The organism is Thalassobellus sediminis (assembly GCF_044386045.1).
In the GTDB taxonomy this organism is placed as follows: Bacteria; Bacteroidota; Bacteroidia; order Flavobacteriales; family Flavobacteriaceae; genus Thalassobellus; species Thalassobellus sediminis.
On sequence record NZ_JBISCD010000036.1, the window covers coordinates 84,659 to 110,978 of the forward strand.

Consider the following 26,320-nt stretch of genomic DNA (forward strand, 5'->3'; position numbering starts at 1 on the left):
TTTAAGCTGGTGTAGGCTTTTTTTATATATACAATTAATAAAATACGATGGATAACTCAATTATATTTGCATTAGGAGGTGTTGCTTTAGGGCTAATTATTGGCTTTATTATAGCAAAAACTCTTGAAAAGAATAATGCTTCAAAACTTGTAAAAGAAGCAAAGAAAAATGCCGCTTTAATACTTAAAGAAGCAAATAGCGAAGGCGAATCAATTAAAAAAGATAAGATACTTCAAGCTAAAGAAAAATTTTTAGAGCTTAAGTCAGAACATGAAAAAGTAATTCTTTCTCGTGACAAAAAAATGGCTGAAGCAGAAAAACGTACTCGTGATAAAGAGTCACAAGTTTCTAGTGAATTATCAAAAACATCTAAACTTAATCAAAGTTTAGATAGTAAGATTAAGGACTATGATCATAGAATAGATGTACTTGAAAAGAAGCAAGAAGAAATAGATAAACTTCATAAAAATCAAGTACAGCAATTAGAAGTTATTTCTAGTCTTTCTGCAGAAGAAGCGAAAGAGCAATTAGTAGAATCTTTAAAGGGTGAAGCTAAAAATGATGCCATGGCATTTGTTCAAAGTTCATTAGAGGAAGCTAAATTGACAGCAGAGCAAGATGCTAAGAAGATTATTATTAACACCATTCAGCGTATAGGAACAGAAGAGGCGGTAGATAACTGTGTGTCTGTTTTTAATATAGAATCTGATGATGTAAAAGGACGTATTATTGGTCGTGAAGGACGAAATATTCGTGCTATTGAAGCTGCTACTGGTGTTGAGATTATTGTTGATGATACACCTGAGGCTATTATCTTGTCTTGTTTTGATTCTGTGCGAAGAGAAATTGCTCGTTTGTCATTACACAAATTAGTAACTGATGGTAGAATTCACCCAGCAAGAATTGAGGAAGTTGTTAAAAAGACTCAAAAACAAATAGAACAGGAGATTATTGAAGTTGGTAAACGTACCGTTATAGATTTAGGAATTCATAATTTACATCCAGAACTTATTAAGATGGTTGGGCGTATGAAGTATCGTTCTTCTTATGGGCAAAATTTGTTGCAGCACTCGCGTGAAGTAGCTAAACTTTGTGGTGTTATGGCGGCTGAATTAGGTTTAAATCCAAAATTAGCAAAACGTGCAGGATTATTGCATGATATAGGTAAAGTGCCAGATGCAGAAGCAGATATGGAAACTCCTCATGCTATTTTAGGAATGCAATGGGCAGAAAAATATAATGAAAAAGCTGATGTTTGTAATGCTATTGGAGCTCACCATGATGAAGTAGAAATGAAATCATTAATAGCACCAATTATTCAAGTTTGTGATGCTATTTCAGGAGCTCGTCCAGGAGCTCGTCGTCAAGTTTTAGATAGTTACATACAACGTTTAAAGGATTTAGAAGATATTGCTTTTGGATTTACAGGCGTTAAAAAAGCTTATGCTATTCAAGCGGGTAGAGAACTTCGCGTTATTGTAGAAAGTGAAAAAGTAGATGATCAAAAAGCTGCCGATTTATCATTTAGTATTTCTCAAAAGGTACAAACGGATATGACTTATCCAGGACAAGTTAAAGTAACTGTTATTAGAGAAACTAGAGCGGTAAATATTGCTAAGTAAAATTCCTGCGAAGGCAGGAATCTCATTAAGAGAAACATTAAGTGTTAAAACTAAAAAATCCAGCGTCAGCTGGATTTTTTAGTTTTATTGTAACTTCTAACTTATTTCCTAGGATGAAACTTCTCAACCACTTTGGTTAAATGACTTTTATCTAGATGCACATATATTTCAGTAGTGGTTATACTTTCATGACCAAGCATGAGTTGTATAGAGCGTAAATCGGCATCGTTTTGCAATAAATGTGTTGCAAACGAATGTCTAAATGTGTGTGGAGAAATACTTTTTTTTAGTCCAACTTTTTCTGCTAGTTGTTTAATAATAGTAAAAATCATGGCTCTTGTTAATTGTTTACCTCGGCGGTTTAAAAATAAAGTATCTTCAAAACCAGTTTGAATATTTATGTGGTTACGAATATTGGTTCTGTAAATATTTATAAACTTTTGAGTAATGCCCACAATAGGTACAAAGCGTTGTTTGTCTCCTTTGCCGGTAACTTTAATAAAACCTTCATCAAAAAATAAATCAGATAATTTTAAATTAATCAATTCGCTAACACGTAAACCACAACCATATAAGGTTTCTAACATCGCACGATTGCGTTCGCCTTCTGGTTTACTTAAATCGATAGCATTAATTAGGCTGTCAATTTCTTCTTCTGATAAGGTGTCAGGAAGTTTTCTGCCTATTTTGGGCGATTCAATTAATTCTAAAGGATTTGAAGGTCGATAATCTTCGAAAACTAGATAGCTAAAAAAGCTGCGTAATCCGGAAATTAAACGAGATTGAGAACGTGCATTTACATTTTTTGCGACATCATAAATAAATTGCTGAATAATTTCTGGTGTAATTGAAATTGGAGATATACTCATGTTGTTCGTTTCTAAATAAGAAATCAACTTTTGTACATCTAGGGTGTAATTATCAATAGAGTTTTTAGATAGTCCGCGTTCTATCTTTAAATATAATTGATAATCTTTAAGAGCTTGCTGCCATTTCATGATTGGTAAAAATAAGCATAAAAAAAACTACCCTAAGGTAGTTTTTTTAGAATATTTATGTTCAATAAATTAATCCCATTTATCTGTTAACATATTGATTAAATCAATAATGGCCCAGATACCTAATCCACCTATTGTAATTATAAATAAGATATTGGCCCAAACAGGTTTGTTGTAATACCATCTATGAGCAGCAAAAGGCCAACCTAAAAAGAACCATAAAGCAACACCTACCCATTTATCTTTTGCCTTAACCGTAGTTACAGGAGTTAAGACTTCTAGAGTTTCGTTTTCACTAACAGATACTTCAGTGTTAGTAGTTGTTGTAATAGATCTTTTTACAGGAAAAGATGCATAACTAGTAGAATACGTTAAAAAGACTACTAGAAAAGAAAGTAATAATTTAATTTTCATGTTTAAATGGTTTATGTTTGTTGGACTAATTTATACAAAATAACTTAATAATGTCAAGATATTACTTACTTTTTTTGTTTTCTTTTTCTTTCTTTAATTATTGTTTGTCTCAAGAAAAATATGAGTTTGTTGGAGGTGTTAAGTTAAATGACTCAACAGTAGTATCATATAAAATTTTTTTTAAAGAACAAGCAGATAGAGTTAGTGGTTATTCTGTTACAGATTTACGAGGAGAGCATGAAACTAAGTCTAATATTATTGGTGAATATGATGTTAAAAAGAAAGAGTTAAGTTTTAGAGAAACAGGTATTGTTTATACCAAATCTCCAATTTCTCAAGATGATTTTTGTTTTTTAAACGTAACTGTGAAAAACTTTGTTTTTGGTAAAACTAAAAATGTTAAAACCAATTTTATCGGACTATTTTCAGATAATACAAAATGTATTAATGGTGAAATCATGTTGAATGCTATAGAAAAAGTAGAAAAACGTCTAGAAAAGGTTGTTAAAAAGATTAGTAATTCAAAAAAAATACCTGATAGTATTAAGCAAAAGGTAAATTTGATAAAAATGATGGATTCTTTAAATATGAATATTTTAAGAAAAAATCAGACTTTAAGTGTTTTTTCAAAAGCTAATAAAATTAATTTAATTATTTATGATGGTGGTAAAGAAGATGGAGATAAAATTACGATTTCTGCTAACGGTAAGGTATTAGTAAATGAATATGAAGCAGATATTAACAAAAAAACAATTTCTATTGATTTAATTGATGAAAAAACATCCGTTGTGATTAAGGCGAATAATGAAGGTTCAATAGCTCCTAATACCATAGTTGTAGAAATAGATGACAATAATAATTATATAAAAGCTTTATCAAATTTAAAAAAAGGAGAATCTACACAAATTGATATTTTAAAAAGCAGATAAAGTATTTTTAATATATTTACCTTATGAAAAAATTAATAATCATTAACGGTCCAAATCTTAATCTTTTAGGTAAAAGAGAGCCAAATATTTACGGAAGTTTATCTTTTACTGAGTTTTTAGAGGAAGTAGTTGGTAAGTATCCAAATGCAGATATAGATTATTTTCAATCTAATATAGAAGGAGAACTTATTAATAAGCTACATGAAGTAGGTTTTAGTTATGATGGTGTTATTTTAAATGCTGCGGCTTATACACATACATCAGTAGGAATAGGAGATGCTGTAAAAGCAATTGAAACGCCTGTTGTAGAAGTACATATTTCTAATACCTATAATAGAGAAGAGTTTAGGCATCAGTCATTTATATCTCCTAATGCTAGAGGCGTTATATTAGGTTTTGGCTTACAGAGTTATGAGTTAGCTATTCAGAGTTTTTTTTAAACAATCCTAAATATTAAAACTATAAAAAATGCGATTCAAAATTTGAATCGCATTTTTTATAGTTTTAATATCCAACCGCGTCTCCTTTGGGGAGTCAAGGTGGATCTTATTATAAATGTATCACTTCATCATAAGCATCAGCAACAGCTTCCATAACCGCTTCACTCATTGTTGGGTGTGGATGCACTGTTTTTAATACTTCATGACCTGTAGTTTCAAGTTTTCTACCTAAAACAGCTTCAGCAATCATATCGGTTACACCAGCGCCAATCATATGGCAACCTAACCATTCGCCGTATTTAGCATCAAAAATAACTTTTACAAAACCATCTTTATTTCCGCCTGCACTCGCTTTACCAGAAGCAGAGAAAGGAAATTTACCAACTTTAATATCAATACCTTTATCTTTAGCTTGCTTTTCAGTTAAACCAACAGAAGCAATTTCTGGAGAGCAATATGTGCAACCAGGAATGTTTCCGTAATCTAAAGCTTCAACATGTTGTCCTGCAAGTTTTTCAACACAAAGTATTCCTTCCGCGGAAGCAACGTGTGCTAATGCTTGACCAGGAGTAACATCTCCAATAGCAAAGTATCCAGGAATGTTTGTTTGGTAAAAATCGTTAACTAAAATTTTATCTCTATCAACAACAATTCCAACATCTTCTAAACCAATATTTTCAATGTTTGTTTTAATACCAACAGCAGAAAGTATAATGTCAGCTTCTAAAACTTCTTCACCTTTACTTGTTTTTACAGTTGCTTTAACGCCTTTACCAGAAGTATCAACCGATGTTACTTCGGCAGAAGTCATTATTTTTATACCACTCTTTTTAAAAGAACGCTCTAATTGTTTAGAAACATCTACGTCTTCAACAGGTACAACATTTGGTAAATATTCAACAATAGTAACTTCAGTTCCCATTGAATTGTAGAAATATGCAAACTCAACACCAATAGCTCCAGAACCAACCACAATCATTTTCTTTGGTTGTTTTGGTAAAGTCATCGCTTCTCTATAGCCAATTACTTTTTTACCATCTTGAGGTAAATTTGGTAATTCGCGAGAACGTGCTCCAGTAGCAATTATAATGTTGTTTGCACTATATTCTGTGCCATCAACGTCAATTTTTTTGCCTGGTTTTAGTTTTCCATAACCAGAAATAACGTCAATTTTGTTTTTCTTCATTAAAAATTCAATACCCTTGCTCATGCCATCGGCAACACCACGGCTACGTTTTACAACGGCGTCAAAATCTTTATCAAAATCTTTAACAGATAAACCATAATCACCTGCATGTTTTAGATATTCAAAAACTTGAGCAGACTTTAATAAGGCTTTTGTAGGGATGCAACCCCAATTTAAGCAAACCCCACCAAGGCTTTCTTTTTCAACAATAGCAGTTTTAAAACCTAATTGTGATGCTCTAATAGCTGTAACATATCCACCAGGACCACTTCCAAGAACAATTATATCGTATTTACTCATGTGTAATTTTTTAGGCTACGAATTTACGAAATCGATTTTGAATAATAAATTTTAGAAACCTATAAATTTATATCTTTTATTACCTTTGTTTTGCAATTTCATTATATGAATATATCAAGAACAAGTTTTCCTAGAATCGTTATTATTGGTGGTGGTTTCGCAGGAGTAGCTTTAGCTAAAAAATTATCGAAGCAAGAAGTTCAAGTTGTTTTGTTAGATAAAAATAATTACCACACATTTCAACCGCTTCTTTATCAGGTTTCTACAGGTGGTTTAGAGCCAGATTCTATTGCTTATCCTATTAGAAAAATTCTTAAAGATTTTCCTAATTTTCATTTTCGCTTAGCAGAAGTAAATGAAATTGATATAGAAAATAAGGTTGTTAATACCGATATTGGCGATTTAAAATTCGATTATTTGGTTGTTGCTTCCGGTTCTAAAACAAATTATTTTGGTAATTCTGAAATAGAAAAGCACAGTATGGCCATGAAATCCATACCACAGTCGCTCAATTTACGGAGTTTAATTCTTGAAAACTTTGAAGATGCCTTATTAACATCCGATTTAAACGAGCGTAATGCTTTAATGAATTTTGTAATAGTAGGAGGTGGGCCAACAGGTGTTGAACTTGCCGGTGCATTGGCCGAAATAAAAAAAGGTATTTTACCAAAAGATTATCCCGATTTAGATACCCGTTTAGCTCAAATACATATTGTACAATCAGGCGATTGTATTTTAAAAGGAATGAGTACTAATGCTTCAGCAAAAGCAGAAGATTTTTTAGAAAAACTTGGCGTTCATATTTGGAAAAACGTACGTGTTACTAATTATGATGGAAAAACGGTTACCACAAATACCGATTTAACTTTTGAAACAGCTACATTGGTTTGGGCTGCAGGTGTAAAAGGCGCTACCATAAAAGGACTAGATTCAGAAGAATTTATAACACGAGGTAATAGACTTATAGTAAACGAATTTAATCAGGTTAAAGGTTATAATCACATTTTTGCAATTGGAGATATAGCTTCTATGGTTAGTGATGAATTTCCTAACGGATTCCCCATGATGGCGCAACCTGCCATACAACAAGGCGATCAATTAGGCGATAATATTTTAAAATTAATAGAGCAGAAACCTATGGAGCCTTTTACATATAAAGATAAAGGGGCTATGGCAACCATTGGTAGAAACAAAGCGGTTGTAGATTTAAAAAAGTTTAAATTTCAAGGCGTATTTGCTTGGTATGTTTGGATGTTTGTGCATCTCTTTTTCTTAATAGGTTTTAGAAATCGCATGGTAGTTTTTATAAACTGGGTGTATAATTATATTCGTTTCGATAGAGAGGCGCGATTAATTATTAGACCATTTAAGAAGAATCTTAAATTATAATATGAATCATGTCTATTTATTAGTCAAACAAATAAAGTAATAACCAGTTGATTATCAATTATTTTAATTAAATTTATAAGATTAACTAATCAAAATTTAATTAAAAATGAAAAAACATGTCATTATTGTCATGATGCTTTTTGTTGGTGTCATGTATTCTCAAAAGAAAAAAAACGGAACAGTTTACATTGAGCATCCAGCAATTGATGTTGTTGAAGCTATGCAGCAAGCAGATGTAGAAGGAAACGTTGAAAAAGTAGCTTCTTTTTTATCTGATGATTTTAAATCTGTTAGTGGTACAACTAGAAATAAGAATGCAAAGGGAAATGATAAAGAGTCTTTTTTAAAGTGGACAAAAAATAAAAAAGAGTGGTTGTCTTATGTAAGTTTAGTTAGGCATGGAGAAGCTTTTCCTGATGCTATTGTGTATAAAGATGGTAAAATTTGGGTTCAGACTTGGAATTACCTAAAAGGTGTGCATAATGATACTGGAGTAAAAATTGAAATGCCAACACATAGTTTGTACCGTTTAAATAAAGATAATAAAATTGATCTTGAAATTTATTATAACTATCCTGTTGGAAAAGAAATTAGAGAAAGTTTCTCTCCTAGAACCAATGGAATACTATATAATCAACATGACTACATTAATAAGGTTAGACGAATGATGGCAGCTTTTGAAAATATGGATTTAGAAAAAGCGTATAGTTATTTTGATGAAGAAGCAAGATTTAATTCATTAGAAATGCCTTGGGGAGAATCAGAAACATTGGAAGAGGTGAAAGCAAGACATAAAAAATTTTATGATAATTTTGAAATTGAAAGTATAGATGTTATAGGTTATCCAGATTTACTTCATTATGAAATTGGAGATGGTATGACTGTTCAGTCATGGTGGAACTTTAGATTAGTAAGAAAATCAGATAAGAAAAAAATTCAAATGCCAGCGATGTATTCGCATGATTTTAATAAAGAAGGTGTTATTGAAAGTTCAATGGGGTATTTTAGTTCTAAGGTTTTAGATTAATAAAGTTAAATTAGTGAAATAAAAAAAGCGCCTTTATTTAAAGGTGCTTTTTTTTTAAATCATCAGTAAAATGACGTCTTTCTTTATCTTTACTAAATTTCTCAGCATTATATTTTGAAGAACCTCCTTTTGGTATTGATAATGATTGCCATTCTTTACCTTTTAAAAGCTTTCCTAAAAATACCATTTGTCCAATATGATATGGGTAATGAGTCAATTGTCTGTTAATGGCTTCAGTAACTGTATGTCCTTCATTTCTAATATAAACAATACGTTCTAAATCGGTAGTTTCTAAAGGTGTAATAGCTTTAAATAAACAAGCCCAAGCACTTTCCCAAGACGCAATAATTTCTTCTAAGCTATTATAACTGCTTATAAATTCAGCATCACGGTTTCTCCATGTTTTTTCGCCGTCTTCATCTAAAAAGTTAGTCCATCTGCTAAGCATATTACCAACAATATGCTTAACGATTATTGATATACTGTTTGAGTCTTCATCACTTTGCCATTCCATTTGTTCAAACGAAAGTTGAGCAAAAGTTTTGTCGCCTAAGCTTTTATAATATTCAAATTGCTTAATAATACTTTCTAAATAGCTTTCCATTCAACAAATATAATTTTTATTTTTCAGGAATAAATTTTAGTGAAACACCATTTATACAATGGCGCTTTCCAGTCGTTATTCTTGGGCCATCATTAAAAACATGTCCTAAATGGCCGCCACAAGTAGCACAGTGTTCTTCAGTTCTTGTATAGCCTAATTTGTTGTCGGTAGAAAAAGCAACGTTACCTTTAATTTCTCTATCAAAACTAGGCCAACCACTACCAGAATCAAATTTGTGCTCGCTTTTAAATAATGGTGTTTCACAAGCTTTACAAACATAAACACCTGCTTTGTAGTTTTTGTTAAATGGACTCGAAAAAGCTCGTTCTGTACCCGCTTTTCTTAGTACATGATATTCCATGTCTGATAATTGTGCTTTCCATTCGCTATCCGTTTTAGTGATTTTATATGTCTTGGTTTTTGTTTTGTTAGGTTTTTGAGCAGAACTATTACAGCTTAAAACAAAAAAGGATACTATTAAAATTATTAATTTTTTCATTTATATAGGTTTTTATGTTTTGTCGAGAATGTATACGAAACTTAACGTTTTAATCGAAAATAATTTCTGGTGTTAAGTGACCAATAAAAAAAATCGGTGTCTAAAAAATATTTAAAAGACAATTATTGTATTTTTATAACTTAAATAAACCATTAACCATGAAAATTAAAAGCATATTTATCCTCCTTGGAACTGTAGCATTATTTTTTGCTTGTGCCGAAAATCCATTTACAGGAAAAAAAACAATGGCCCTTGTGCCTAATTCTCAGTTGTTTCCAACAGCATTTGCACAGTATGACCAGTTTTTAACTGACAATAAAGTTGTTACTGGCACATCAGAATCTGCTATGGTTACTAGAGTAGGACAAAAAATAGCTGTAGCTGCAGAGCGTTGGTTAAACGCTAATGGTCATCAGGGCTATTTAAAAGATTATAAGTGGGAGTATAATTTAGTCGATGATAAAACAGTAAATGCTTGGTGTATGCCAGGAGGTAAGATTGTTGTATATACAGGGATTTTACCAATAGCAAAAACGGAAGCTGGTTTAGCTGCAATAATGGGGCATGAGGTGTCTCATGCACTTGCAAACCACGGACAACAACGTATGAGTGCAGGTATGGTGCAGCAAGGATTAGCAGTAGCAGGAAATATTGCTATTAAAGATGAACATTCTAGAGGTTTATTTAATCAATATTATGGTGTAGGTTCTAACGTTTTAGGAATGTTGCCATTTAGTAGAAGTCATGAAACCGAAGCCGATAAAATTGGCTTGTATTTAATGGCTATTGCTGGTTATACCCCAGAAGAAGCTGCCGAACTATGGAAACGTATGAGTGCTAACAGTGGAGGGCAAGCGCCACCAGAAATGTTAAGTACGCATCCATCAAACGAATCAAGAATTGCTAACCTTACAGCTTTAGCTCCAAAAGCAAGAGCTGAAGCTGCTAAATTTGGTGTTACATCTTTTAAGTAATAATATATTATCACTTAAATAAAAATATTTGTTTACTTTAGAAGCTGCTCATAAAAGGGCAGCTTTTTTGTTGAAAAAAGAAATCACCATTTCTTATTTTAATAATTCCAATGTAGTTTGGAATCTCATAAATTATGTGAAAAAGCTTATTAACTATGGCTAAACATATTATATGAATCAACTAGAAAAAGGAAGTAAAAAGCTTCTTAATGCTTGGGCGTTTTACGATTGGGCAAATTCAGTTTATACCCTAACAATAGCGTCGTCTATATTTCCTATATTTTATTCTGCATTATTTCTCTCAGAAATTAAAACCGTTCATGCTTTTGGTATGGATTTTAAAAGTACAGCTTTAATAACGTTTGTTACAGCTTTTACTTTTTTGGTAGTTGCTTTTACATCTCCAATTCTTTCAGGTATTGCCGATTATGTTGGTAACAAAAAGAATTTCATGAAATTCTTTTGTTATGTAGGAAGCGCAGGGTGTATTGGTTTGTATTGGTTCGATATTACTCCAGAAAAAATACATTTAAGCTTGTTATTCTATTTTATGGGTTTAATTGGGTATTGGGGGAGTTTAGTGTTTTATAATTCTTATTTACCAGATATTGCTTTTGAAGAACAGCAGGATAGTATTAGTGCGAAAGGGTTTTCCATGGGTTACATAGGAAGTGTCATTCTATTGATATTAAATTTATTAATGGTTATGTTTCCTCAATGGTTTGGTTTCGATATTAGTATATCTGAAGCTATAAGTAAAAGTGGGACTGAAGCAGAGATTCAAACAGCAATGACTACTGCAAAAGACGCAGCTTCTTTTGAAGCTATGAAAATATCATTTATAACTGTTGGTATTTGGTGGGCATTATTTAGTCAATATTCATTTTATTATTTACCAAAAGGCAGTTCTTCTGGTCATAAAGTTACTAAAGATGTAGTTTTTAATGGTCTTAAAGAGTTAAGATTGGTATGGGTGGAGCTTAAGCAAAATTTGCGTTTAAAGCGTTATTTATATGCGTTTTTTGTTTTTAGTATGGCGGTACAAACCATTATGTTAGTCGCGGTTTATTTTGGAGAAGAAGAAATAGCTTGGGGAGATGGTAATGCCAAAACAATGGGTTTAATTGGTAGTATTTTGGTTATACAAATACTAGCAGTTTTAGGAGCGATTTTAACATCAATGGCTTCAAAAAAATGGGGTAATATTAAAACGCTCATCATTATTAATTTTATTTGGATGGCTTTATGCTTTTATGCTTATTTTATGAAAACACCTATGCAGTTTTATATAGCGGCAAGTATGGTTGGTTTTGTAATGGGAGGTATTCAATCTTTAGCACGTTCTACGTATTCTAAGTTTTTACCAGAAACCGATGATACCACATCTTATTTTAGTTTTTATGATGTTGCAGAGAAAATAGGAATTGTAATAGGAATGGTGATTTTTGCGTTTATAGATCAAATTACCGGTAGTATGCGAAACGGTATTTTGTTTTTGTTTGTATTCTTTTTAGCAGGTATTGTTTTGTTATTTAGGGTGCCAAAAGAAGTTAATGGAATGTGATTCTAAAAATATAAAAGAGGCTGTGTTAAAACATTTTAACACAGCCTCTTTTTATTATAAATTTAAATAAATTCTAATAAGTAGAAATACTTCCTGAACCAGCAACTTTTGTATCTTCTCTTTCAGGGTTTCCTTTATATACAATATCTCCTGAACCAGCAACTCTAGCTTTTAAATTATCAGTACTTACTACTTTTGCATCTCCAGAGCCAGTTACAGAAACTTCAGTATTGCTTGATTGTAACTCTAGTCCGTGGAAATCTCCAGAACCAGAAATGCTAGCTTTTAAATTATTTGTATTTCCTTTAAGTTTAATATCTCCCGAGCCAGCTATAGAGGCTTTAATTGAAGATGCTTCTATGTTTAAAACAATGTCTCCAGAGCCAGCTAATGAAACATTTAAGTCGGTTGAATTTATAGGGGTTTTGTTCCATAAATCGCCAGACCCAGCTAAAGAGACTTTATTTATATCTTTAAAAGGAATGGTTATTTTTATAGTTTTATTTTTGCTTGACTTTATGTTTTTGCCATTCTTTACTTTTACTATTAGGTTATTGTTTTTAATTTCAGTAACAATATATTCTAATAAATTTTCTTCACCTTCAATGGTTATATTTCCTTCTGTTCCGCTAACAAGAACGAAATCAAAAGAACCTGAGCATTTTATGCCGTCATATTCGCTTGTACTTCTCTTAATGGTCTTCATGTTGCCATTTCCTTTAATAGAATTTCCCCACTGTGCGTAAGATGTTGTTGCTAAAAGGATGGTTGTTAAAAATAATACTGTTCGTTTTTTGATTGAATGTTTCATTTGATTGATTTTTGATGATTATAAATTATTTTTTTACAAGAGATACACTTCCGTAATCAGATACTATATTAACAGTGTTTTTAGAATTAGTATCTCCGTGATATCCGATATAGTGTTTTGAAGTAGATTCTACAACTTTCTTAGTAAAAACTAATCCATCACTATCTCTTAAAGACGCATAATCTAAATTAATATCGAAAGTGAAATTATGAGTTGCATCATAGCCGATTTTTATACCAACATAATCGCCTTTAATTGTTATGTTTTCAGCATTTTTAGTCAATCTGTTTATTTTTATAGAGCCATAATCAGACTTAAGCGAAACGTTTTTATAAACATCACCTATATAGGTAGTCAGATAATCGCCATTGCCAGTTACATTATTTGCCTTTTCTATTTTTATACTGCCATAATCACAGTTATAATTAACAACTTCTGCAACTTCAATTTTAGAATTTGTATAATCAGCATTAATATTTATTTTTTGTGATTTAGAAACTGTAAAATCACTATAATCGGCATTAATTTTTCCACTTTTTATGTATTCAAAATAACAACCTTTTGTATAATCAAAATTGATATCATTGTTATCTGCCATTAATTCTTTGGTCGTAATTTTTCCGTAATCACAGTTTATTTTTGCAACACCTTCAAGTTTATCTAAATTAATAGAACCGTAATCGTTATTTAAATCTACATGGTTTGTTATTGGAATTTTAATTACATAGTTAATTTTCATATTAACATTGTTGTTGTTACCCCAGTTCCACCATGAACTTGATTTTGATTTACTGAATATTGTTTTTGCAGATACAAAGTTTGATGATCCTTCAAAATCGACTCCAATATTATCTAATTTTTTTTGTACTTTTTCTTCGTCATTTCCAGAAGTGGTAATGGTTACTTCAAAAACAATGCGGTTTTCATTCCATGTAATAACATCAATGTTTCCATAGCTGTTATTTACTTTTAATGTAGCATTCGCCGAAACGGAATACGTTTTATTAATAACTTTCTTTTTCGTGTATTTACCATCCGTTTTTTCTGAAGCTAAAACGAATAGGGGAAGCATGATGAATGCTAATAAAATTCTATATGGTAGTACTGTTCTCATTTGACTGATTTTTTAATTGTTTGATGATGTTAATTTGTTCTAAAGTGTTTTGTAAGATGTCTATTCTATTTTGGAAATTAGAAATCATAGCGTATATCACTTGGTTATCATTGCCACTTTCATTTAAGTCGTATTTTAAATTTTCGTAATCTTTTTCTAAGTTTTTAATTCTATCTAAGGCATCTTCTATTATTTTCTTAGTTTCAGGAGAAGATACTTCTTGAAGTTTGTTTAATTCATCGTTAATTGAAACGATGAAAAAATCTTCAGTTTGTGCCATTTTAGGAGATACACTAGCTAAATCTCTTGTTTCCGGTTGTTGCTGAGTAACAATGAAAATCGATACTAAAAGCGCTATAGAAGCAGCTATACCCATAAAAGGTTTCCACAATTGTCGACTTCTTTTGTTAATAGTTAACTTAGGCTCTGCTTTGTTATTTAACTTATCTAAAAAGCGTTGTGTATGATTTGTTTCAGGGGTTTCCAAATCAAAATCATGCTCTAGCCTATTAAATAGATTGTCTAAATTATCTTTACTCATAGTCTTAATTTTAAATCTCAACAGTTGCTAATAATTTCTGCCTTAAACTATCTTTAGCTCTAGAGATTGTTGTTCTGCAATTAGCGTTAGAAATATTCATAATCTCACTAATTTCCTCGTAATCATATCCTTCAATAAGGTTTAATGTTAAAGCAATTCTGTAGTTGTCTTTAAGTGTTTTCATGGTGTTTAATACTTGCTGCGCCTTTGTGTTTGTAAACTCATAATCACTATCAATTCCATCAGAATCATCTTCAATTTTATACAGCATATCATCTAAAGAAGTTTCTTGTTTTTTGTTATTCTTTTTATAGTGATAAATGCTGTTGTTTATAACAATTCGCTTTAACCAAGGACCAAAAATCTTAGCATCTTTTAGATTATCTAATTTTGTAAATGCTAACAAAAATGAGTCTTGCATAATATCTTCTGCTTCAAAATTGTTTTTCACAATTCTAAAAGAAGTGTTATACATGGCTTTGTAATATCTGTTGTAAATTTCCAATTGCGCAGATTGGTTTCCAGACTTACATAAGTCAATCAGTTGTTCAGTATTTAAATTGGTTGGTGTCAAATATGATCAAATTGTTATAGTAAAGAGTGTTATATTTTTTATTTGTTACAGTTTTTCAAAAAAAAATCCTACGCTCTAAAAGATTGTAGGATTTTAATATGATTAAAAATGAAGATTAATTATGACTCAGCAGGCTTTTCAGCTTTTTCAATAGAAATCTTTAACTCTTCAGATTCTTTATCTAAATCAATTTTTATATTATCACCTTCTTCTAAATTTGAAGCTACAATTTCTTCAGCTAAAGCATCTTCAACATATTTTTGGATAGCTCGCTTCAATGGGCGTGCTCCATACTGCTTATCGAAACCTTTATCGGCAATATAATCTTTAGCACTTTCAGTAATTGTTAAGTTATAACCTAAAAGTTTAATACGCGCAAGTAGCTTTTCTAATTCAATATCAATAATCTTATTAATATCTTCTTTTTCTAAAGCATTAAATACTACAACGTCATCAATTCTATTTAAGAATTCAGGAGCAAACGATTTTTTTAGAGCATTTTCAATAATACTCCTAGTGTTAGCATCTTCTTGAGCTTTTTGAGAGGCTGTTCCAAAACCAATACCTGTACCAAAATCTTTAATTTTACGAGCTCCAATATTAGAAGTCATAATAATAATGGTGTTTCTAAAATCAATTTTTCTACCTAAACTATCTGTTAAATAACCATCGTCGAGTACTTGTAAAAGCATGTTGAAAACATCTGGATGCGCTTTTTCAATTTCATCTAAAAGAATAACAGCGTAAGGTTTGCGTCTTACTTTTTCTGTAAGTTGACCACCTTCTTCGTAACCAACGTATCCTGGAGGCGCTCCAACTAATCTAGAAATAGCAAATTTTTCCATGTATTCACTCATGTCTATACGTACAAGTGATTCTTCGCTATCAAACAACTCACGAGATAATACTTTGGCTAACTGCGTTTTACCAACCCCTGTTTGTCCTAAAAAGATAAATGACCCAATTGGCTTATTAGGATCTTTAAGTCCAGCACGGTTTCGCTGAATGGCTTTAACAACCTTTGCAACAGCTTGGTCTTGACCAATTACTTTCCCTTTTATAAGGTTTGGTAATTCTGCAAGTTTATTAATTTCGGTTTGAGCAATTCTGTTTACAGGTACACCAGTCATCATAGAAACCACATCGGCAACATTGTCTTCGGTTACGACTTCACGATGTTGTTTGGTGTCTTCTTCCCATTTTTCTTGAGCAGCTACAAGTTCTTTTTCAATGCGTTTTTCATCATCTCTAAGCTTTGCCGCTTCTTCGTATTTCTGCTTTTTAACAACCGAATTTTTAGTTTCTTTAACCGTTTCTAGTTGTTTTTCTAATTCTAGTATTTGTTTAGGAACATCAATATTAGTTATATGAACACGCGATCCAGCTTCGTCTAAAGCATCAATAGCTTTGTCTGGTAAGAATCGTTCAGTCATATAACGATTGGTTAATTTTACACAAGCTTCAATAGCTTCAGGTGTGTAATCAACATTATGGTGTTCTTCGTATTTGCCTTTAATATTGTTAAGAATTTCAATAGTTTCTTCTACCGTAGTAGGTTCTACTATTACTTTTTGAAAACGACGTTCTAAAGCACCATCTTTTTCAATATACTGCCTGTATTCATCTAAAGTTGTAGCACCAATACATTGTATTTCTCCTCTTGCTAAGGCTGGTTTAAACATATTTGAAGCATCTAAACTTCCTGTAGCACCACCTGCACCAACTATGGTGTGAATTTCATCAATAAAAAGAATAACATCATCATTTTTTTCAAGCTCATTCATAACAGCTTTCATGCGTTCTTCAAACTGTCCACGATATTTTGTACCAGCAACTAAACTAGCAAGGTCTAAAGTAACAACACGTTTGTTAAATAGAATACGAGATACTTTTCTTTTTACAATTCTGAGCGCTAAACCTTCTGCAATAGCAGATTTACCAACTCCAGGTTCACCAATGAGTAGCGGATTGTTTTTCTTTCTTCTACTTAAAACTTGAGATACACGTTGTATTTCTTTTTCACGTCCAACTACAGGGTCTAATTTGCCTTCTTCGGCCATAGCAGTTAAATCGCGTCCAAAATTATCTAAAACAGGGGTTTTAGACTTTTTATTTGTTTTTCCAGCTGGCGTATTAAAAATGTTGTCTTTTGAAGCATCTCCTTCGGGTGTAGTATCGTCATCTTGAAAAGATTCAGATTTTGGTTCTATATAATTATTGTCGTTTGTAATCATAAATTTAAATTGTTCTTTAACATTATCATAGTCAACTTTAAGCTTATTTAAAAGCTTGGTAGTGGGGTCGTTTTCATTTCTTAAAATACAAAGCAGTAAATGCGCTGTATTTATTGAGGTGCTTTGAAATAATTTTGCTTCTAAAAATGTGGTTTTTAGAGCGCGTTCTGCTTGTCTGGTAAGATGTAGATTCTTTTTTTGATTAGATGCTACTGTTATATTAGGGTTGGCAGGACTTAGTATTTCTACTTTTCGTCTTAAATGATTTAAATCAATATCTAAAGCATTTAATATGCTAATGGCTTTGCCATCTCCATCACGTAATAATCCTAGCATTAAGTGCTCGGTGCCAATAAAATCATGACCTAAACGTAAAGCCTCTTCTTTGCTAAATGCAATTACATCTTTTACTCTTGGGGAAAAATTATCATCCATAATAGGGTTCCTTTCTGCATTAAAAATACTAAAACATTTTACTTAAGGCAAAAACTATACCTTAAATTAATGTGAAAGTTGCTAATTGACGAAAAAAACTTTAAAAAATCAAAATTTAACTAGGCATACTTATTAACGAAAATGTAGGTCTAAATTGTTAATAAAAAGTCTCAAAAAACAGATATATATCATCTTTTCTGACTGATGGAATTAGTATATTAGCATGTTTTGAAATATTGATAAAAACTTAATTAAATTATATATGGCAGAAGGAGAAAAATTGATCCCTATTAATATTGAAGATGAGATGAAATCGGCTTACATTGATTATTCAATGTCAGTTATTGTGTCACGTGCTTTACCAGATGTAAGAGATGGTTTAAAGCCTGTTCATAGACGTGTGCTTTATGGTATGCATGAACTAGGTATTAGAGCAAATTCGGCACATAAAAAGTCCGCAAGAATAGTTGGTGAAGTTTTAGGTAAGTATCATCCTCATGGTGATACATCTGTATACGATGCAATGGTGCGTATGGCTCAAGAATGGAGTTTACGTTATATGCTGGTTGATGGACAAGGGAATTTTGGTTCTATTGACGGTGATAGTCCAGCAGCAATGCGTTATACAGAAGCGCGTATGAAAAAAATATCTGAAGACATGTTGGCAGATATTGACAAGGAGACAGTAGATCATAAATTAAATTTTGATGATACGCTACAAGAACCAACCGTTTTACCAACACGTATCCCAGGGCTTTTAGTTAATGGAGCATCAGGTATTGCTGTAGGTATGGCAACTAATATGCCTCCTCATAACTTAACAGAAGTTGTAAATGGAACGATTGCTTATATAGAAAATAACGATATTGAAATAGATGAGTTAATTACTCATGTTAAAGCACCAGATTTTCCAACAGGAGGAACAATTTACGGTTACGATGGTGTAAAAGAAGCTTTTCATACGGGTAGAGGGCGTATTGTTATGCGAGCGAAAGCTAATATTGAAGAAGTTAATGGTCGTGAGTGTATCATTGTAGATGAGATTCCTTACCAAGTGAATAAAGCAGATATGATTAAGAAAACTGCTGACTTGGTAAACGATAAAAAGTTAGAAGGTATTTCTACTATTCGTGATGAATCTGATAGAAACGGAATGCGTATTGTGTACGTTTTAAAACGTGATGCTATTCCAAATATTGTATTGAATAAATTATACAAGTATACAGCGTTACAATCCTCATTTAGTGTAAATAACATAGCATTAGTTAATGGGAAACCTCAGTTGTTGAACTTAAAAGAATTAATACATTATTTTGTTGAGCATAGACATGAGGTTGTTGTAAGAAGAACAACTTATGAGTTACGTAAAGCAGAAGAACGCGCACATATTTTAGAAGGATTAATCATTGCTTCAGATAATATAGATGAAGTTATTAAAATAATTAGAGCGTCTTCAAATGCAGATGAAGCACGTGCTAATTTGATAGAACGTTTTAAATTATCAGAAATTCAAGCTAAGGCCATTGTTGAAATGCGTCTTCGTCAATTAACAGGACTAGAGCAAGACAAATTGCGTGCTGAGTATGACGAGATCATGAAAACTATTATCGATTTAAAAGATATTCTAGACAGGAAAGAGCGTCGTATGGATATTATTAAAGGCGAATTAGAAGTTGTAAGAGATAAATATGGTGACGAGCGTCGTTCAGTTATTGAATATGCAGGTGGTGATTTAAGTATTGAAGATATGATTCCTGATGAAAAAGTAGTGATTACTATTTCGCATGCAGGATATATTAAACGTACTTCACTTACTGAATATAAAACACAAAATAGAGGAGGTGTTGGTCAAAAAGCATCAACAACTCGTAATGAAGATTTCTTAGAACATTTATTTGTTGGTACCAACCATCAATATATGTTATTCTTCACTCAAAAAGGAAAATGTTTCTGGATGCGTGTTTACGAAATTCCAGAAGGTAGCAAAACATCTAAAGGTAGAGCTATTCAAAACCTTATAAATATAGAGCAAGACGATAAAGTGATGGCTTTCATTTGTACGCAAGATTTAAAAGATGAAGCGTATATTAATAGTCATTATGTAATTATGGCTACTAAAAAAGGTCAGGTTAAGAAAACATCGCTTGAGCAATATTCTCGTCCAAGAACAAACGGTATTAATGCTATCACTATTAAAGATGATGATGTTTTATTAGAAGCTAAATTAACGACAGGAGAAAGTCAAGTAATGTTAGCATTAAAATCTGGTAAAGCCATTCGTTTTGAAGAAGCTAAAACACGACCTATGGGACGTAGTGCTTCTGGAGTAAGAGGTATTCGTTTGCAAGATGAAAAAACGGATGAAGTTATTGGGATGATTGCTGTTGATGATATGGATAGTAATGTTCTTGTAGTATCTGAAAATGGTTATGGTAAACGATCTAGTTTAGAAGATTATAGAATTACCAACCGTGGTGGTAAAGGGGTTAAAACTATCTCAATTACAGAAAAAACAGGTAATCTAGTGTCTATTAAAAACGTTACAGACGAAGATGACTTAATGATTATTAATAAATCTGGTATTGCTATCCGTATGGCTGTTCAAGATTTGAGAGTTATGGGAAGAGCAACGCAAGGTGTTAAATTAATTAACCTTAAAGGAAGTGATTCTATTGCAGCAGTTGCAAAAGTAATGCATGATGAAGAAGGCGTTGAACCTGTTGATAATACTGATGCTGTAGAAGGTGGCACAACTCTTGATAATAATCAAGAAGAAGATATTAACACTGAAAATTAAATTAAATATTATTAAAATGAAAAAACAAATTATTATAGCTTTAGCACTTTCTATTGGTGCATTTTCATTTGCCCAAAAAAAAGAATTGAAAGCGGTAGAAAAGGCTATTAAAGGTAACAACTTTGCAGAAGCTAAAGCAGCTTTAAAACAAGCTGAAGGTTTAATGTCTGCAATGGACGAAAAGAGTAAAACAAAATATTACTATTTATTAGGGCAAGCTCTTTATGCAGGCGGAGCTGGATCAATGGATGATGTTGATAATGCTTTAGAAAGTTTAGAAAAAGCAGAAGGGGCATATGGCACTGAAATTGCTGCTTTAAAGCAAGAGATGGTAAATGGAATGTTAACTAAAGGAAACGCATCATATGAGAAAAAGGAGTTTTCAGATGCATCTAAGTATTTCGAAAAATCATATAGATTAAGTGAAAAAGACACGCTATTTCTTTATTATGCAGCAGCTACAGCTGTTAATGTTCAGGAATATGACAGAGCTATAGGTTTATATGAAGAACTTAAGGATTTAGGTTATACAGGTATCAAAAAAGAATTTTTTGCTACCAACAAGGAAACTGGAGAGGAAGAAGTTTTAGAAGAAGGTACAAGAGATCTTTATGTTAAAGCTAAAAGTCATATTAATCCAGGAGAACGTGAAACAGAATCAAGAAAAGCTGAAATTGTTAAAAACATAGCACTTATTTATGTTAGCCAAGGTGAGGATGAAAAAGCTATTGTAGCAATGAAAGCAGCGAGAGCAGAGAGTCCTGACGATATTAATCTAATTCTTAGTGAAGCTAATGTTCATTACAAAATGGGTAATATGGATCAGTTTAAAGCTCTTATAAAAACTGCTACACAAATGGATCCTGAAAATGCTGAACTTCAGTATAACTTAGGTGTTGTATCGGCTGAAGCTGGAGAAAATGAAGAAGCTAGAGGCTATTATCAAAAGACTATTGAAATAGATCCAAGCTATATTAATGCATATATAAACCTTTCAGCTTTAGTATTATCTAGAGAGCAGCCTCTTATTGAAGAGATGAATGGGTTAGGAACTTCTAAAGCAGATGATAAACGATATGATGAATTAAGAGAAGAGCGTCAAAACCTTTATAGAGAAGCTATTCCTTATTTATCAAAAGCTTTAGAAATTGATGCTAAGAATATTAATGCAGCTAAAACATTAATGAATATCTATAGTATTTTAGGAGAAACAGATAAATATAAGAGTATTAAAGAAACAGTAGATGCTTTAGAAGCAAACTAATTTCTCTCTTATTTAGTGATATAAAAAAAGCCGCAATTTGCGGCTTTTTTTATATCACTTTTTTAATTACACGTAATTTATGTGTGTGTATTTTTTTATCTACATTGTAAATACCTGAATGATCTAATCTATCAACTCTCACTTTACCATGAGCGTGTATAATGTAGTTATCTTTCATTATAATACCAACATGAGTTATAACACCTTCATTATTATCAAAAAAAGCTAAATCACCAGGTTCGCTTTCTTCAATAAAACTTAAAGCTTCTCCTTGAGAGGCTTGTTGTGAAGCATCACGTAATAGTTTGTAGCCATTAAGTTTATAAACCATTTGTGTAAAGCCTGAGCAATCAATGCCAAAAGGGGTTTTTCCTCCCCATAAATAAGGAGTGTTTAAATATAAAAAAGCAGTTTGTATTAAGTTTTCTTTTGGAGTCTTACCTTCAACTATATTACCATCGTGGGAATGATTTAAAACAGATAATCCATTTAGTGAAGAGCCTAATACTATAGTATGTAATTGCTGATTATTGTCTTGAATAAATTCAACTAAATCAATACATATTTTTGGGGTTTCTTTGTTTAGTAATTTATATTGATCTTCCGTAATTTCTATGTATTGCTTATTATCAATCCAGCCTTCATAAGAATCAAAAGCAAGTCTTATTTTGCTCCAACTTTTACGTTGTTCTAAAATTTTGAAAATATCTCCATAAAGCACTTGAGATACAAGTTCACTAGTATCTGAGGCTTCTTCTCTAAGAGGAACAATGCTTAAATTACAAATTCCGTACTGCATTAATTAATAAGCTTAATTACGTTCAATAACAATTGCAGATGCACCACCGCCACCATTACAAATAGCTGCTGCACCAATTTTACTGTTATTTTGTTCTAAAACATTTAATAAAGTGATTAAAATTCTAACACCAGAACAGCCCAAAGGATGCCCTAATGATACAGCTCCTCCATTTACATTTACATTAGTGTCGTTAAGTCCAAGAATTTTCATGTTAGCTAAACCAACTATTGAAAATGCTTCGTTTAATTCGAAAAAATCAACATCTTTTATGTTTAATCCTGCTTTATTTAAAGCTTTAGGTAAAGCTTTTGCAGGAGCTGTTGTAAACCATTCTGGTTCATGAGCAGCATCTGCATAACTTTTTATAGTAGCTAAAATTTTTAACCCCAGCTCATCTGCTTTTTCTTTACTCATTAAAATCATAACGCCAGCACCATCATTAATTGTTGAAGCGTTAGCAGCAGTTACTGTGCCGTCTTTAGTAAAAGCAGGGCGAAGTTGTGGTATTTTATCTATTCTTACATTACTAAATTCTTCGTCTTTTGAAACTATGATAGGTTCTCCGCGTCTTTGAGGAACTTCAACAGGTATTATTTCATTATCAAATTTACCAGCTTCCCATGCAGCAGCAGATCTCGTGTATGATTGTATAGCGAAAGCATCTTGCTCTTGTCTAGAAAATTTATATTTTTTAGCGCAAGCATCAGCACAAATACCCATAGCGTTTTCGTCGTAAGCATCAACTAATCCATCTTTTTGCATACCATCTATAAGCGATGTTGAGCCAAATTTTGTACCTGTTCTAGCATACAAGTAATGAGGAATTAAACTCATATTTTCCATGCCTCCAGCAACAATAATATTAGCATCCCCCAAAGCAATTGCTTGAGCCGCTTGCATAACAGCTTTCATACCAGATGCACAAACTTTATTGATGGTTGTACAAGGAACAGTATTAGGTATACCTGAAAAAATAGCTGCTTGTCTTGCAGGAGCTTGTCCTGTTCCTGCTTGAACTACATTACCCATAATTACTTCTTCAACTAATTCAGGGTTTAAATTTATTTTGTTTAATGCACCTTTTATGGCTGCTGCTCCAAGTTTTGGTGCCGAAATAGTAGATAAACCACCCATAAAACTACCTATAGGTGTTCTTGCTGCGGCTACGATAACAACTTCTTTATTCATAATTAAATTAATTAGCTTAGTTGTAGGCGAAAATAATGATTTTTTGGTAGAAATTTGAAAGATTCACGTATTATAAAAAATGGTTATAGCTTATAATTTTATTACATTTGAAATTAGTATTATAAGTGATTGTGTTACTACTGATGAAATAAAACAGATAGATGAAAGACTTTATAAATAGCCTATATAGAAACCATTCCTTAATTTATAAAGGACTTTTGTTTGTGAGCACCACTATTTTAATAGTGTATTTATTTCCAAAAAGTGGAAAGTTCAAGTATAATTTTGAAAAAGGAAAGCCTTGGCAGTCTGAAAACTTATATGCTCCTTTTGATTTTGCAATAAAAAAAACGGAAGAGGAAATAACTTTTGAGAAAAATGCGATTACAGATAATTCGGTTTTATATTTTAATGTAGATGAGTCTATTGTTGAAAAGGTTAGACAGATATATAAAAGTGACTTTAATAAGGTGTTTCATGATTCACTATTTAAAAAAGAATTACCCACAATATATAGTTTAGGAGAAAATATCATTGATGAATTATATGCTTATGGTATTTTAAATGAAAATTATGATTTCTCTGATGAAAGTTCTGTTGTTCTTTTAAAAGGTAGAGTTGAAAAACAAAAAGCTATATTTTTAAATTTAATAAAACAGGATGCTGTTAAAGAAACAATTGATAAAGTATTAGCAGCTAATAATGAAGAAAAATTAAGTACTGATTTCGTTTCTTTGTTTTTTGATTTAATAGAGCCTAATTTAATATATGATAAATCATTTACAGAACGTGTTTTAAAAGAAGAGCTAGATAAGATTTCTTTTGCAAGAGGAAGTATAGAAAAAGGAACTTTAATAATTTCTAAGGGAGAAGTTGTAGAAGGAGATAAGTTTCAAAAATTAAATTCGCTTAAGTCCGAATATGAATCACAAGTTTGGAGTAAATCTAATTATATATGGGTGCTATTTGCATATACATTATTGGTTGCATTAGCTCTATTAATGTTGTTGCTTTTTTTACGAAAATATAGAATTTCAGTATTTGAAAATAATACAAAAGTTATTTTTATATTCTTTAATATATTTTTAATGATATTAATTACAACTTTAGTAATTAGTTATAATGCAAAATATATTTATGTCGTTCCTATTTGTATTTTACCTTTAGTTTTTAAAGCTTTTTTTGATGCTAGATTAGGATTGTTTGCACATGTAATTACAGTGCTTTTATTAGGGTTTATAGTTCCTAATAGTTACGAATATATGTTTCTTCAAATTATAGCAGGTATTGTAACTATATTAACAGTTTCTGAGCTTTATAAGCGTGCTAATTTGTTTATTTCAGTTGGTCAAATAACCTTAATATATATAGTTGCTTATTTTGCATTTTTTGTTATTCATGAAGGCACCATTGATACTATTAAGTGGGAGACTTTTATCTGGTTTGTTTTATGTGGTTTGGCAACTTTGTTTGTACAACCACTAATTTATATTTATGAAAAACTTTTTGGCTTAGTGTCTGATGTATCTTTGTTAGAATTATCAGATACTAATTCAAAGTTATTAAAAGAACTTTCAAACAAAGCACCAGGAACATTTCATCATTCATTAAATGTTGCTAATCTTGCAGAGGCCTCAGCTAATGAAATAGGAGCAAATGCTATGTTAGTTAGGGTGGGAGCATTATATCATGATATTGGTAAAATGAAAAGCCCAACGTATTTTACAGAAAATCAATCAACAGGAATAAATCCACACGATGAGTTATCTTCAAAAGAAAGCGCTAGAATTATTACTGATCATGTTATTGATGGTATAGAAATAGCAAAAAAGAATAATTTACCAGACCGAGTTGTAGACTTTATTCGAACCCATCATGGTACAAGTGTGGTTTATTATTTTTATATGCAAGAGAAAAAGGATTTTGAAGATGTTGATAAACTAGATTTTTGCTATCCAGGTCCAAAACCATTTAGCAAAGAAACTGCTATTTTAATGATGTGTGATAGTATTGAAGCAGCTTCAAAAAGTTTAAAAGAACCAACATCTACTAAAATTGATGCCTTTGTAGAAAGTATTATTGATAAGCAAATAGAAGAAGGTCAGTTTTTAAATGCTAACATAACTTTTAAAGAAATTCAGTCTATAAAAAAAGTTTTAAAACATAAGTTGGCTAATATCTATCACTTACGGATAGAATATCCGGAATAGTGAAAAAAAAGTAAAAAAAGTAAAAAAAATGTTTGTGTCATACAGGAGTAAAAGTTACATTTGCATCCGCATTTGAGACAAAGTGCATAGTTCATTAAAAATTAACGGAGAGGTGCCTGAGTGGCCGAAAGGAGCGGTTTGCTAAATCGTCGTAGGTGGAAACACTTACCCAGGGTTCGAATCCCTGTCTCTCCGCAAAAAAATAAGATAACCAATTCGGGGTGTAGCGTAGCCCGGTTATCGCGCCGCGTTTGGGACGCGGAGGTCGCAGGTTCGAATCCTGCCACCCCGACACTGTTTTCGTAGAAACATAAAAACTACGGGCTCTTAGCTCAGCTGGATAGAGCACCTCCCTTCTAAGGAGGCGGTCGAAGGTTCGAATCCTTCAGGGCTCACTTAAAGCT

Annotated in this window: 22 protein-coding genes and 3 tRNA genes; 13 read left to right on the plus strand and 12 right to left on the minus strand. The window is 31.8% G+C overall.

Going from position 1 to position 26,320, the window contains the following annotated elements; genetic code table 11:
• Positions 1 to 47 precede the first annotated feature (47 nt).
• Positions 48 to 1,622: a ribonuclease Y gene (gene rny / locus ACH5TW_RS01765; RefSeq protein ID WP_439334758.1), complete on the plus strand. Its 1,575-nt coding sequence runs from the start codon at positions 48 to 50 to the stop codon at positions 1,620 to 1,622.
• A gap of 101 nt (positions 1,623 to 1,723) precedes the next feature.
• Here rny and xerD read toward each other — a convergent pair whose 3' ends face one another.
• Both xerD and ACH5TW_RS01775 read right to left on the minus strand, forming a co-directional pair.
• Positions 1,724 to 2,620: a site-specific tyrosine recombinase XerD gene (gene xerD, locus ACH5TW_RS01770; protein WP_439334759.1), complete on the minus strand. Its 897-nt coding sequence runs from the start codon at positions 2,618 to 2,620 to the stop codon at positions 1,724 to 1,726.
• Between the two features lie 69 nt (positions 2,621 to 2,689).
• Positions 2,690 to 3,034, minus strand: a complete 345-nt coding sequence (locus ACH5TW_RS01775) for a TM2 domain-containing protein (RefSeq protein ID WP_439334760.1) — start codon at positions 3,032 to 3,034, stop codon at positions 2,690 to 2,692.
• Positions 3,035 to 3,084: 50 nt separating this feature from the next.
• Here ACH5TW_RS01775 and ACH5TW_RS01780 point away from each other — a divergent pair, with 50 nt between their 5' ends.
• Both ACH5TW_RS01780 and aroQ read left to right on the plus strand, forming a co-directional pair.
• Entirely contained in the window at positions 3,085 to 3,963 is an 879-nt protein-coding gene (locus ACH5TW_RS01780; protein ID WP_439334761.1) for a hypothetical protein, read from the plus strand.
• A 23-nt stretch (positions 3,964 to 3,986) separates the two neighbouring features.
• Positions 3,987 to 4,403 carry a type II 3-dehydroquinate dehydratase gene (gene aroQ, locus ACH5TW_RS01785; protein WP_439334762.1) on the plus strand — a complete coding sequence of 139 codons (417 nt, stop codon included), beginning with the start codon at positions 3,987 to 3,989 and terminating at the stop codon, positions 4,401 to 4,403.
• 109 nt (positions 4,404 to 4,512) lie between these two features.
• Here the strand turns inward: aroQ and lpdA are convergent, their stop codons facing one another.
• Complete coding sequence (gene lpdA / locus ACH5TW_RS01790; RefSeq protein ID WP_439334763.1) at positions 4,513 to 5,889, minus strand: dihydrolipoyl dehydrogenase; 1,377 nt, start codon at positions 5,887 to 5,889, stop codon at positions 4,513 to 4,515.
• A 105-nt stretch (positions 5,890 to 5,994) separates the two neighbouring features.
• Between lpdA and ACH5TW_RS01795 the strand changes: the two genes are divergently transcribed.
• The gene (locus tag ACH5TW_RS01795) at positions 5,995 to 7,278 is read left to right on the plus strand and encodes an NAD(P)/FAD-dependent oxidoreductase (protein WP_439334764.1); all 1,284 of its coding nucleotides are present in this window, start codon (positions 5,995 to 5,997) and stop codon (positions 7,276 to 7,278) included.
• 106 nt (positions 7,279 to 7,384) lie between these two features.
• The gene (locus ACH5TW_RS01800) at positions 7,385 to 8,305 is read left to right on the plus strand and encodes a nuclear transport factor 2 family protein (RefSeq protein WP_439334765.1); all 921 of its coding nucleotides are present in this window, start codon (positions 7,385 to 7,387) and stop codon (positions 8,303 to 8,305) included.
• A 37-nt stretch (positions 8,306 to 8,342) separates the two neighbouring features.
• Here the strand turns inward: ACH5TW_RS01800 and ACH5TW_RS01805 are convergent, their stop codons facing one another.
• Both ACH5TW_RS01805 and msrB read right to left on the minus strand, forming a co-directional pair.
• Positions 8,343 to 8,909 carry a DUF1572 family protein gene (locus tag ACH5TW_RS01805; RefSeq protein WP_439334766.1) on the minus strand — a complete coding sequence of 189 codons (567 nt, stop codon included), beginning with the start codon at positions 8,907 to 8,909 and terminating at the stop codon, positions 8,343 to 8,345.
• A 16-nt stretch (positions 8,910 to 8,925) separates the two neighbouring features.
• Positions 8,926 to 9,408, minus strand: a complete 483-nt coding sequence (msrB, locus tag ACH5TW_RS01810; RefSeq protein ID WP_439334767.1) for a peptide-methionine (R)-S-oxide reductase MsrB — start codon at positions 9,406 to 9,408, stop codon at positions 8,926 to 8,928.
• A gap of 158 nt (positions 9,409 to 9,566) precedes the next feature.
• Here msrB and ACH5TW_RS01815 point away from each other — a divergent pair, with 158 nt between their 5' ends.
• Positions 9,567 to 10,382 (plus strand): M48 family metallopeptidase, encoded by an 816-nt coding sequence (locus ACH5TW_RS01815; RefSeq protein ID WP_439334768.1) that lies wholly within the window; start codon positions 9,567 to 9,569, stop codon positions 10,380 to 10,382.
• Positions 10,383 to 10,554: 172 nt separating this feature from the next.
• Positions 10,555 to 11,946, plus strand: a complete 1,392-nt coding sequence (locus ACH5TW_RS01820) for an MFS transporter (protein WP_439334769.1) — start codon at positions 10,555 to 10,557, stop codon at positions 11,944 to 11,946.
• 73 nt (positions 11,947 to 12,019) lie between these two features.
• Here ACH5TW_RS01820 and ACH5TW_RS01825 read toward each other — a convergent pair whose 3' ends face one another.
• From ACH5TW_RS01825 to ACH5TW_RS01845, 5 genes are all read right to left on the minus strand, one after another.
• Entirely contained in the window at positions 12,020 to 12,757 is a 738-nt protein-coding gene (locus ACH5TW_RS01825; RefSeq protein ID WP_439334770.1) for a head GIN domain-containing protein, read from the minus strand.
• A gap of 25 nt (positions 12,758 to 12,782) precedes the next feature.
• Positions 12,783 to 13,871: a hypothetical protein gene (locus tag ACH5TW_RS01830; RefSeq protein WP_439334771.1), complete on the minus strand. Its 1,089-nt coding sequence runs from the start codon at positions 13,869 to 13,871 to the stop codon at positions 12,783 to 12,785.
• Positions 13,849 to 14,412, minus strand: a complete 564-nt coding sequence (locus ACH5TW_RS01835) for a hypothetical protein (protein WP_439334772.1) — start codon at positions 14,410 to 14,412, stop codon at positions 13,849 to 13,851. Before ACH5TW_RS01835 ends, ACH5TW_RS01830 begins: the two co-directional genes overlap by 23 nt.
• A 10-nt stretch (positions 14,413 to 14,422) precedes the next feature.
• A complete protein-coding gene (locus ACH5TW_RS01840) occupies positions 14,423 to 14,986 on the minus strand; it encodes an RNA polymerase sigma factor (RefSeq protein WP_439334773.1) in 564 nt (187 codons plus the stop codon).
• A 119-nt stretch (positions 14,987 to 15,105) separates the two neighbouring features.
• A complete protein-coding gene (locus ACH5TW_RS01845; protein WP_439334774.1) occupies positions 15,106 to 17,655 on the minus strand; it encodes an ATP-dependent Clp protease ATP-binding subunit in 2,550 nt (849 codons plus the stop codon).
• Positions 17,656 to 17,917: 262 nt separating this feature from the next.
• On the opposite strand from ACH5TW_RS01845, the gene gyrA reads away from it, so the two are divergent.
• Both gyrA and ACH5TW_RS01855 read left to right on the plus strand, forming a co-directional pair.
• The gene (gene gyrA / locus ACH5TW_RS01850) at positions 17,918 to 20,452 is read left to right on the plus strand and encodes a DNA gyrase subunit A (protein ID WP_439334775.1); all 2,535 of its coding nucleotides are present in this window, start codon (positions 17,918 to 17,920) and stop codon (positions 20,450 to 20,452) included.
• Between the two features lie 16 nt (positions 20,453 to 20,468).
• The gene (locus ACH5TW_RS01855) at positions 20,469 to 21,716 is read left to right on the plus strand and encodes a tetratricopeptide repeat protein (protein WP_439334776.1); all 1,248 of its coding nucleotides are present in this window, start codon (positions 20,469 to 20,471) and stop codon (positions 21,714 to 21,716) included.
• Positions 21,717 to 21,765: 49 nt separating this feature from the next.
• On the opposite strand, the gene ACH5TW_RS01860 is transcribed toward ACH5TW_RS01855, so the two are convergent.
• Entirely contained in the window at positions 21,766 to 22,515 is a 750-nt protein-coding gene (locus ACH5TW_RS01860; RefSeq protein WP_439334777.1) for a C40 family peptidase, read from the minus strand.
• 12 nt (positions 22,516 to 22,527) lie between these two features.
• Positions 22,528 to 23,706, minus strand: a complete 1,179-nt coding sequence (locus ACH5TW_RS01865) for an acetyl-CoA C-acyltransferase (protein WP_439334778.1) — start codon at positions 23,704 to 23,706, stop codon at positions 22,528 to 22,530.
• A gap of 161 nt (positions 23,707 to 23,867) precedes the next feature.
• On the opposite strand from ACH5TW_RS01865, the gene ACH5TW_RS01870 reads away from it, so the two are divergent.
• From ACH5TW_RS01870 to ACH5TW_RS01885, 4 genes are all read left to right on the plus strand, one after another.
• Positions 23,868 to 25,916 (plus strand): HD family phosphohydrolase, encoded by a 2,049-nt coding sequence (locus ACH5TW_RS01870; protein ID WP_439334779.1) that lies wholly within the window; start codon positions 23,868 to 23,870, stop codon positions 25,914 to 25,916.
• Positions 25,917 to 26,022: 106 nt separating this feature from the next.
• Positions 26,023 to 26,111 (plus strand) — tRNA-Ser (locus tag ACH5TW_RS01875).
• Between the two features lie 22 nt (positions 26,112 to 26,133).
• Positions 26,134 to 26,208 (plus strand) — tRNA-Pro (locus tag ACH5TW_RS01880).
• A gap of 29 nt (positions 26,209 to 26,237) precedes the next feature.
• A tRNA-Arg gene (locus ACH5TW_RS01885) sits at positions 26,238 to 26,311 on the plus strand.
• Positions 26,312 to 26,320 lie beyond the last annotated feature (9 nt).

Coding starts and splice junctions, on each gene's coding strand:
- msrB (WP_439334767.1), bottom strand. CDS start 9,408: ATGAAAAAATTAATAATTTTAATAGTATCCTTTTTTGTTTTAAGCTGT.
- ACH5TW_RS01820 (WP_439334769.1), top strand. CDS start 10,555: ATGAATCAACTAGAAAAAGGAAGTAAAAAGCTTCTTAATGCTTGGGCG.
- ACH5TW_RS01835 (WP_439334772.1), bottom strand. CDS start 14,412: ATGAGTAAAGATAATTTAGACAATCTATTTAATAGGCTAGAGCATGAT.
- ACH5TW_RS01800 (WP_439334765.1), top strand. CDS start 7,385: ATGAAAAAACATGTCATTATTGTCATGATGCTTTTTGTTGGTGTCATG.
- aroQ (WP_439334762.1), top strand. CDS start 3,987: ATGAAAAAATTAATAATCATTAACGGTCCAAATCTTAATCTTTTAGGT.
- xerD (WP_439334759.1), bottom strand. CDS start 2,620: ATGAAATGGCAGCAAGCTCTTAAAGATTATCAATTATATTTAAAGATA.
- ACH5TW_RS01845 (WP_439334774.1), bottom strand. CDS start 17,655: ATGGATGATAATTTTTCCCCAAGAGTAAAAGATGTAATTGCATTTAGC.
- rny (WP_439334758.1), top strand. CDS start 48: ATGGATAACTCAATTATATTTGCATTAGGAGGTGTTGCTTTAGGGCTA.
- ACH5TW_RS01805 (WP_439334766.1), bottom strand. CDS start 8,909: ATGGAAAGCTATTTAGAAAGTATTATTAAGCAATTTGAATATTATAAA.
- ACH5TW_RS01865 (WP_439334778.1), bottom strand. CDS start 23,706: ATGAATAAAGAAGTTGTTATCGTAGCCGCAGCAAGAACACCTATAGGT.
- ACH5TW_RS01780 (WP_439334761.1), top strand. CDS start 3,085: ATGTCAAGATATTACTTACTTTTTTTGTTTTCTTTTTCTTTCTTTAAT.
- ACH5TW_RS01795 (WP_439334764.1), top strand. CDS start 5,995: ATGAATATATCAAGAACAAGTTTTCCTAGAATCGTTATTATTGGTGGT.
- ACH5TW_RS01815 (WP_439334768.1), top strand. CDS start 9,567: ATGAAAATTAAAAGCATATTTATCCTCCTTGGAACTGTAGCATTATTT.
- ACH5TW_RS01855 (WP_439334776.1), top strand. CDS start 20,469: ATGAAAAAACAAATTATTATAGCTTTAGCACTTTCTATTGGTGCATTT.
- ACH5TW_RS01775 (WP_439334760.1), bottom strand. CDS start 3,034: ATGAAAATTAAATTATTACTTTCTTTTCTAGTAGTCTTTTTAACGTAT.
- lpdA (WP_439334763.1), bottom strand. CDS start 5,889: ATGAGTAAATACGATATAATTGTTCTTGGAAGTGGTCCTGGTGGATAT.
- ACH5TW_RS01825 (WP_439334770.1), bottom strand. CDS start 12,757: ATGAAACATTCAATCAAAAAACGAACAGTATTATTTTTAACAACCATC.
- ACH5TW_RS01870 (WP_439334779.1), top strand. CDS start 23,868: ATGAAAGACTTTATAAATAGCCTATATAGAAACCATTCCTTAATTTAT.
- gyrA (WP_439334775.1), top strand. CDS start 17,918: ATGGCAGAAGGAGAAAAATTGATCCCTATTAATATTGAAGATGAGATG.
- ACH5TW_RS01830 (WP_439334771.1), bottom strand. CDS start 13,871: ATGAGAACAGTACTACCATATAGAATTTTATTAGCATTCATCATGCTT.
- ACH5TW_RS01860 (WP_439334777.1), bottom strand. CDS start 22,515: ATGCAGTACGGAATTTGTAATTTAAGCATTGTTCCTCTTAGAGAAGAA.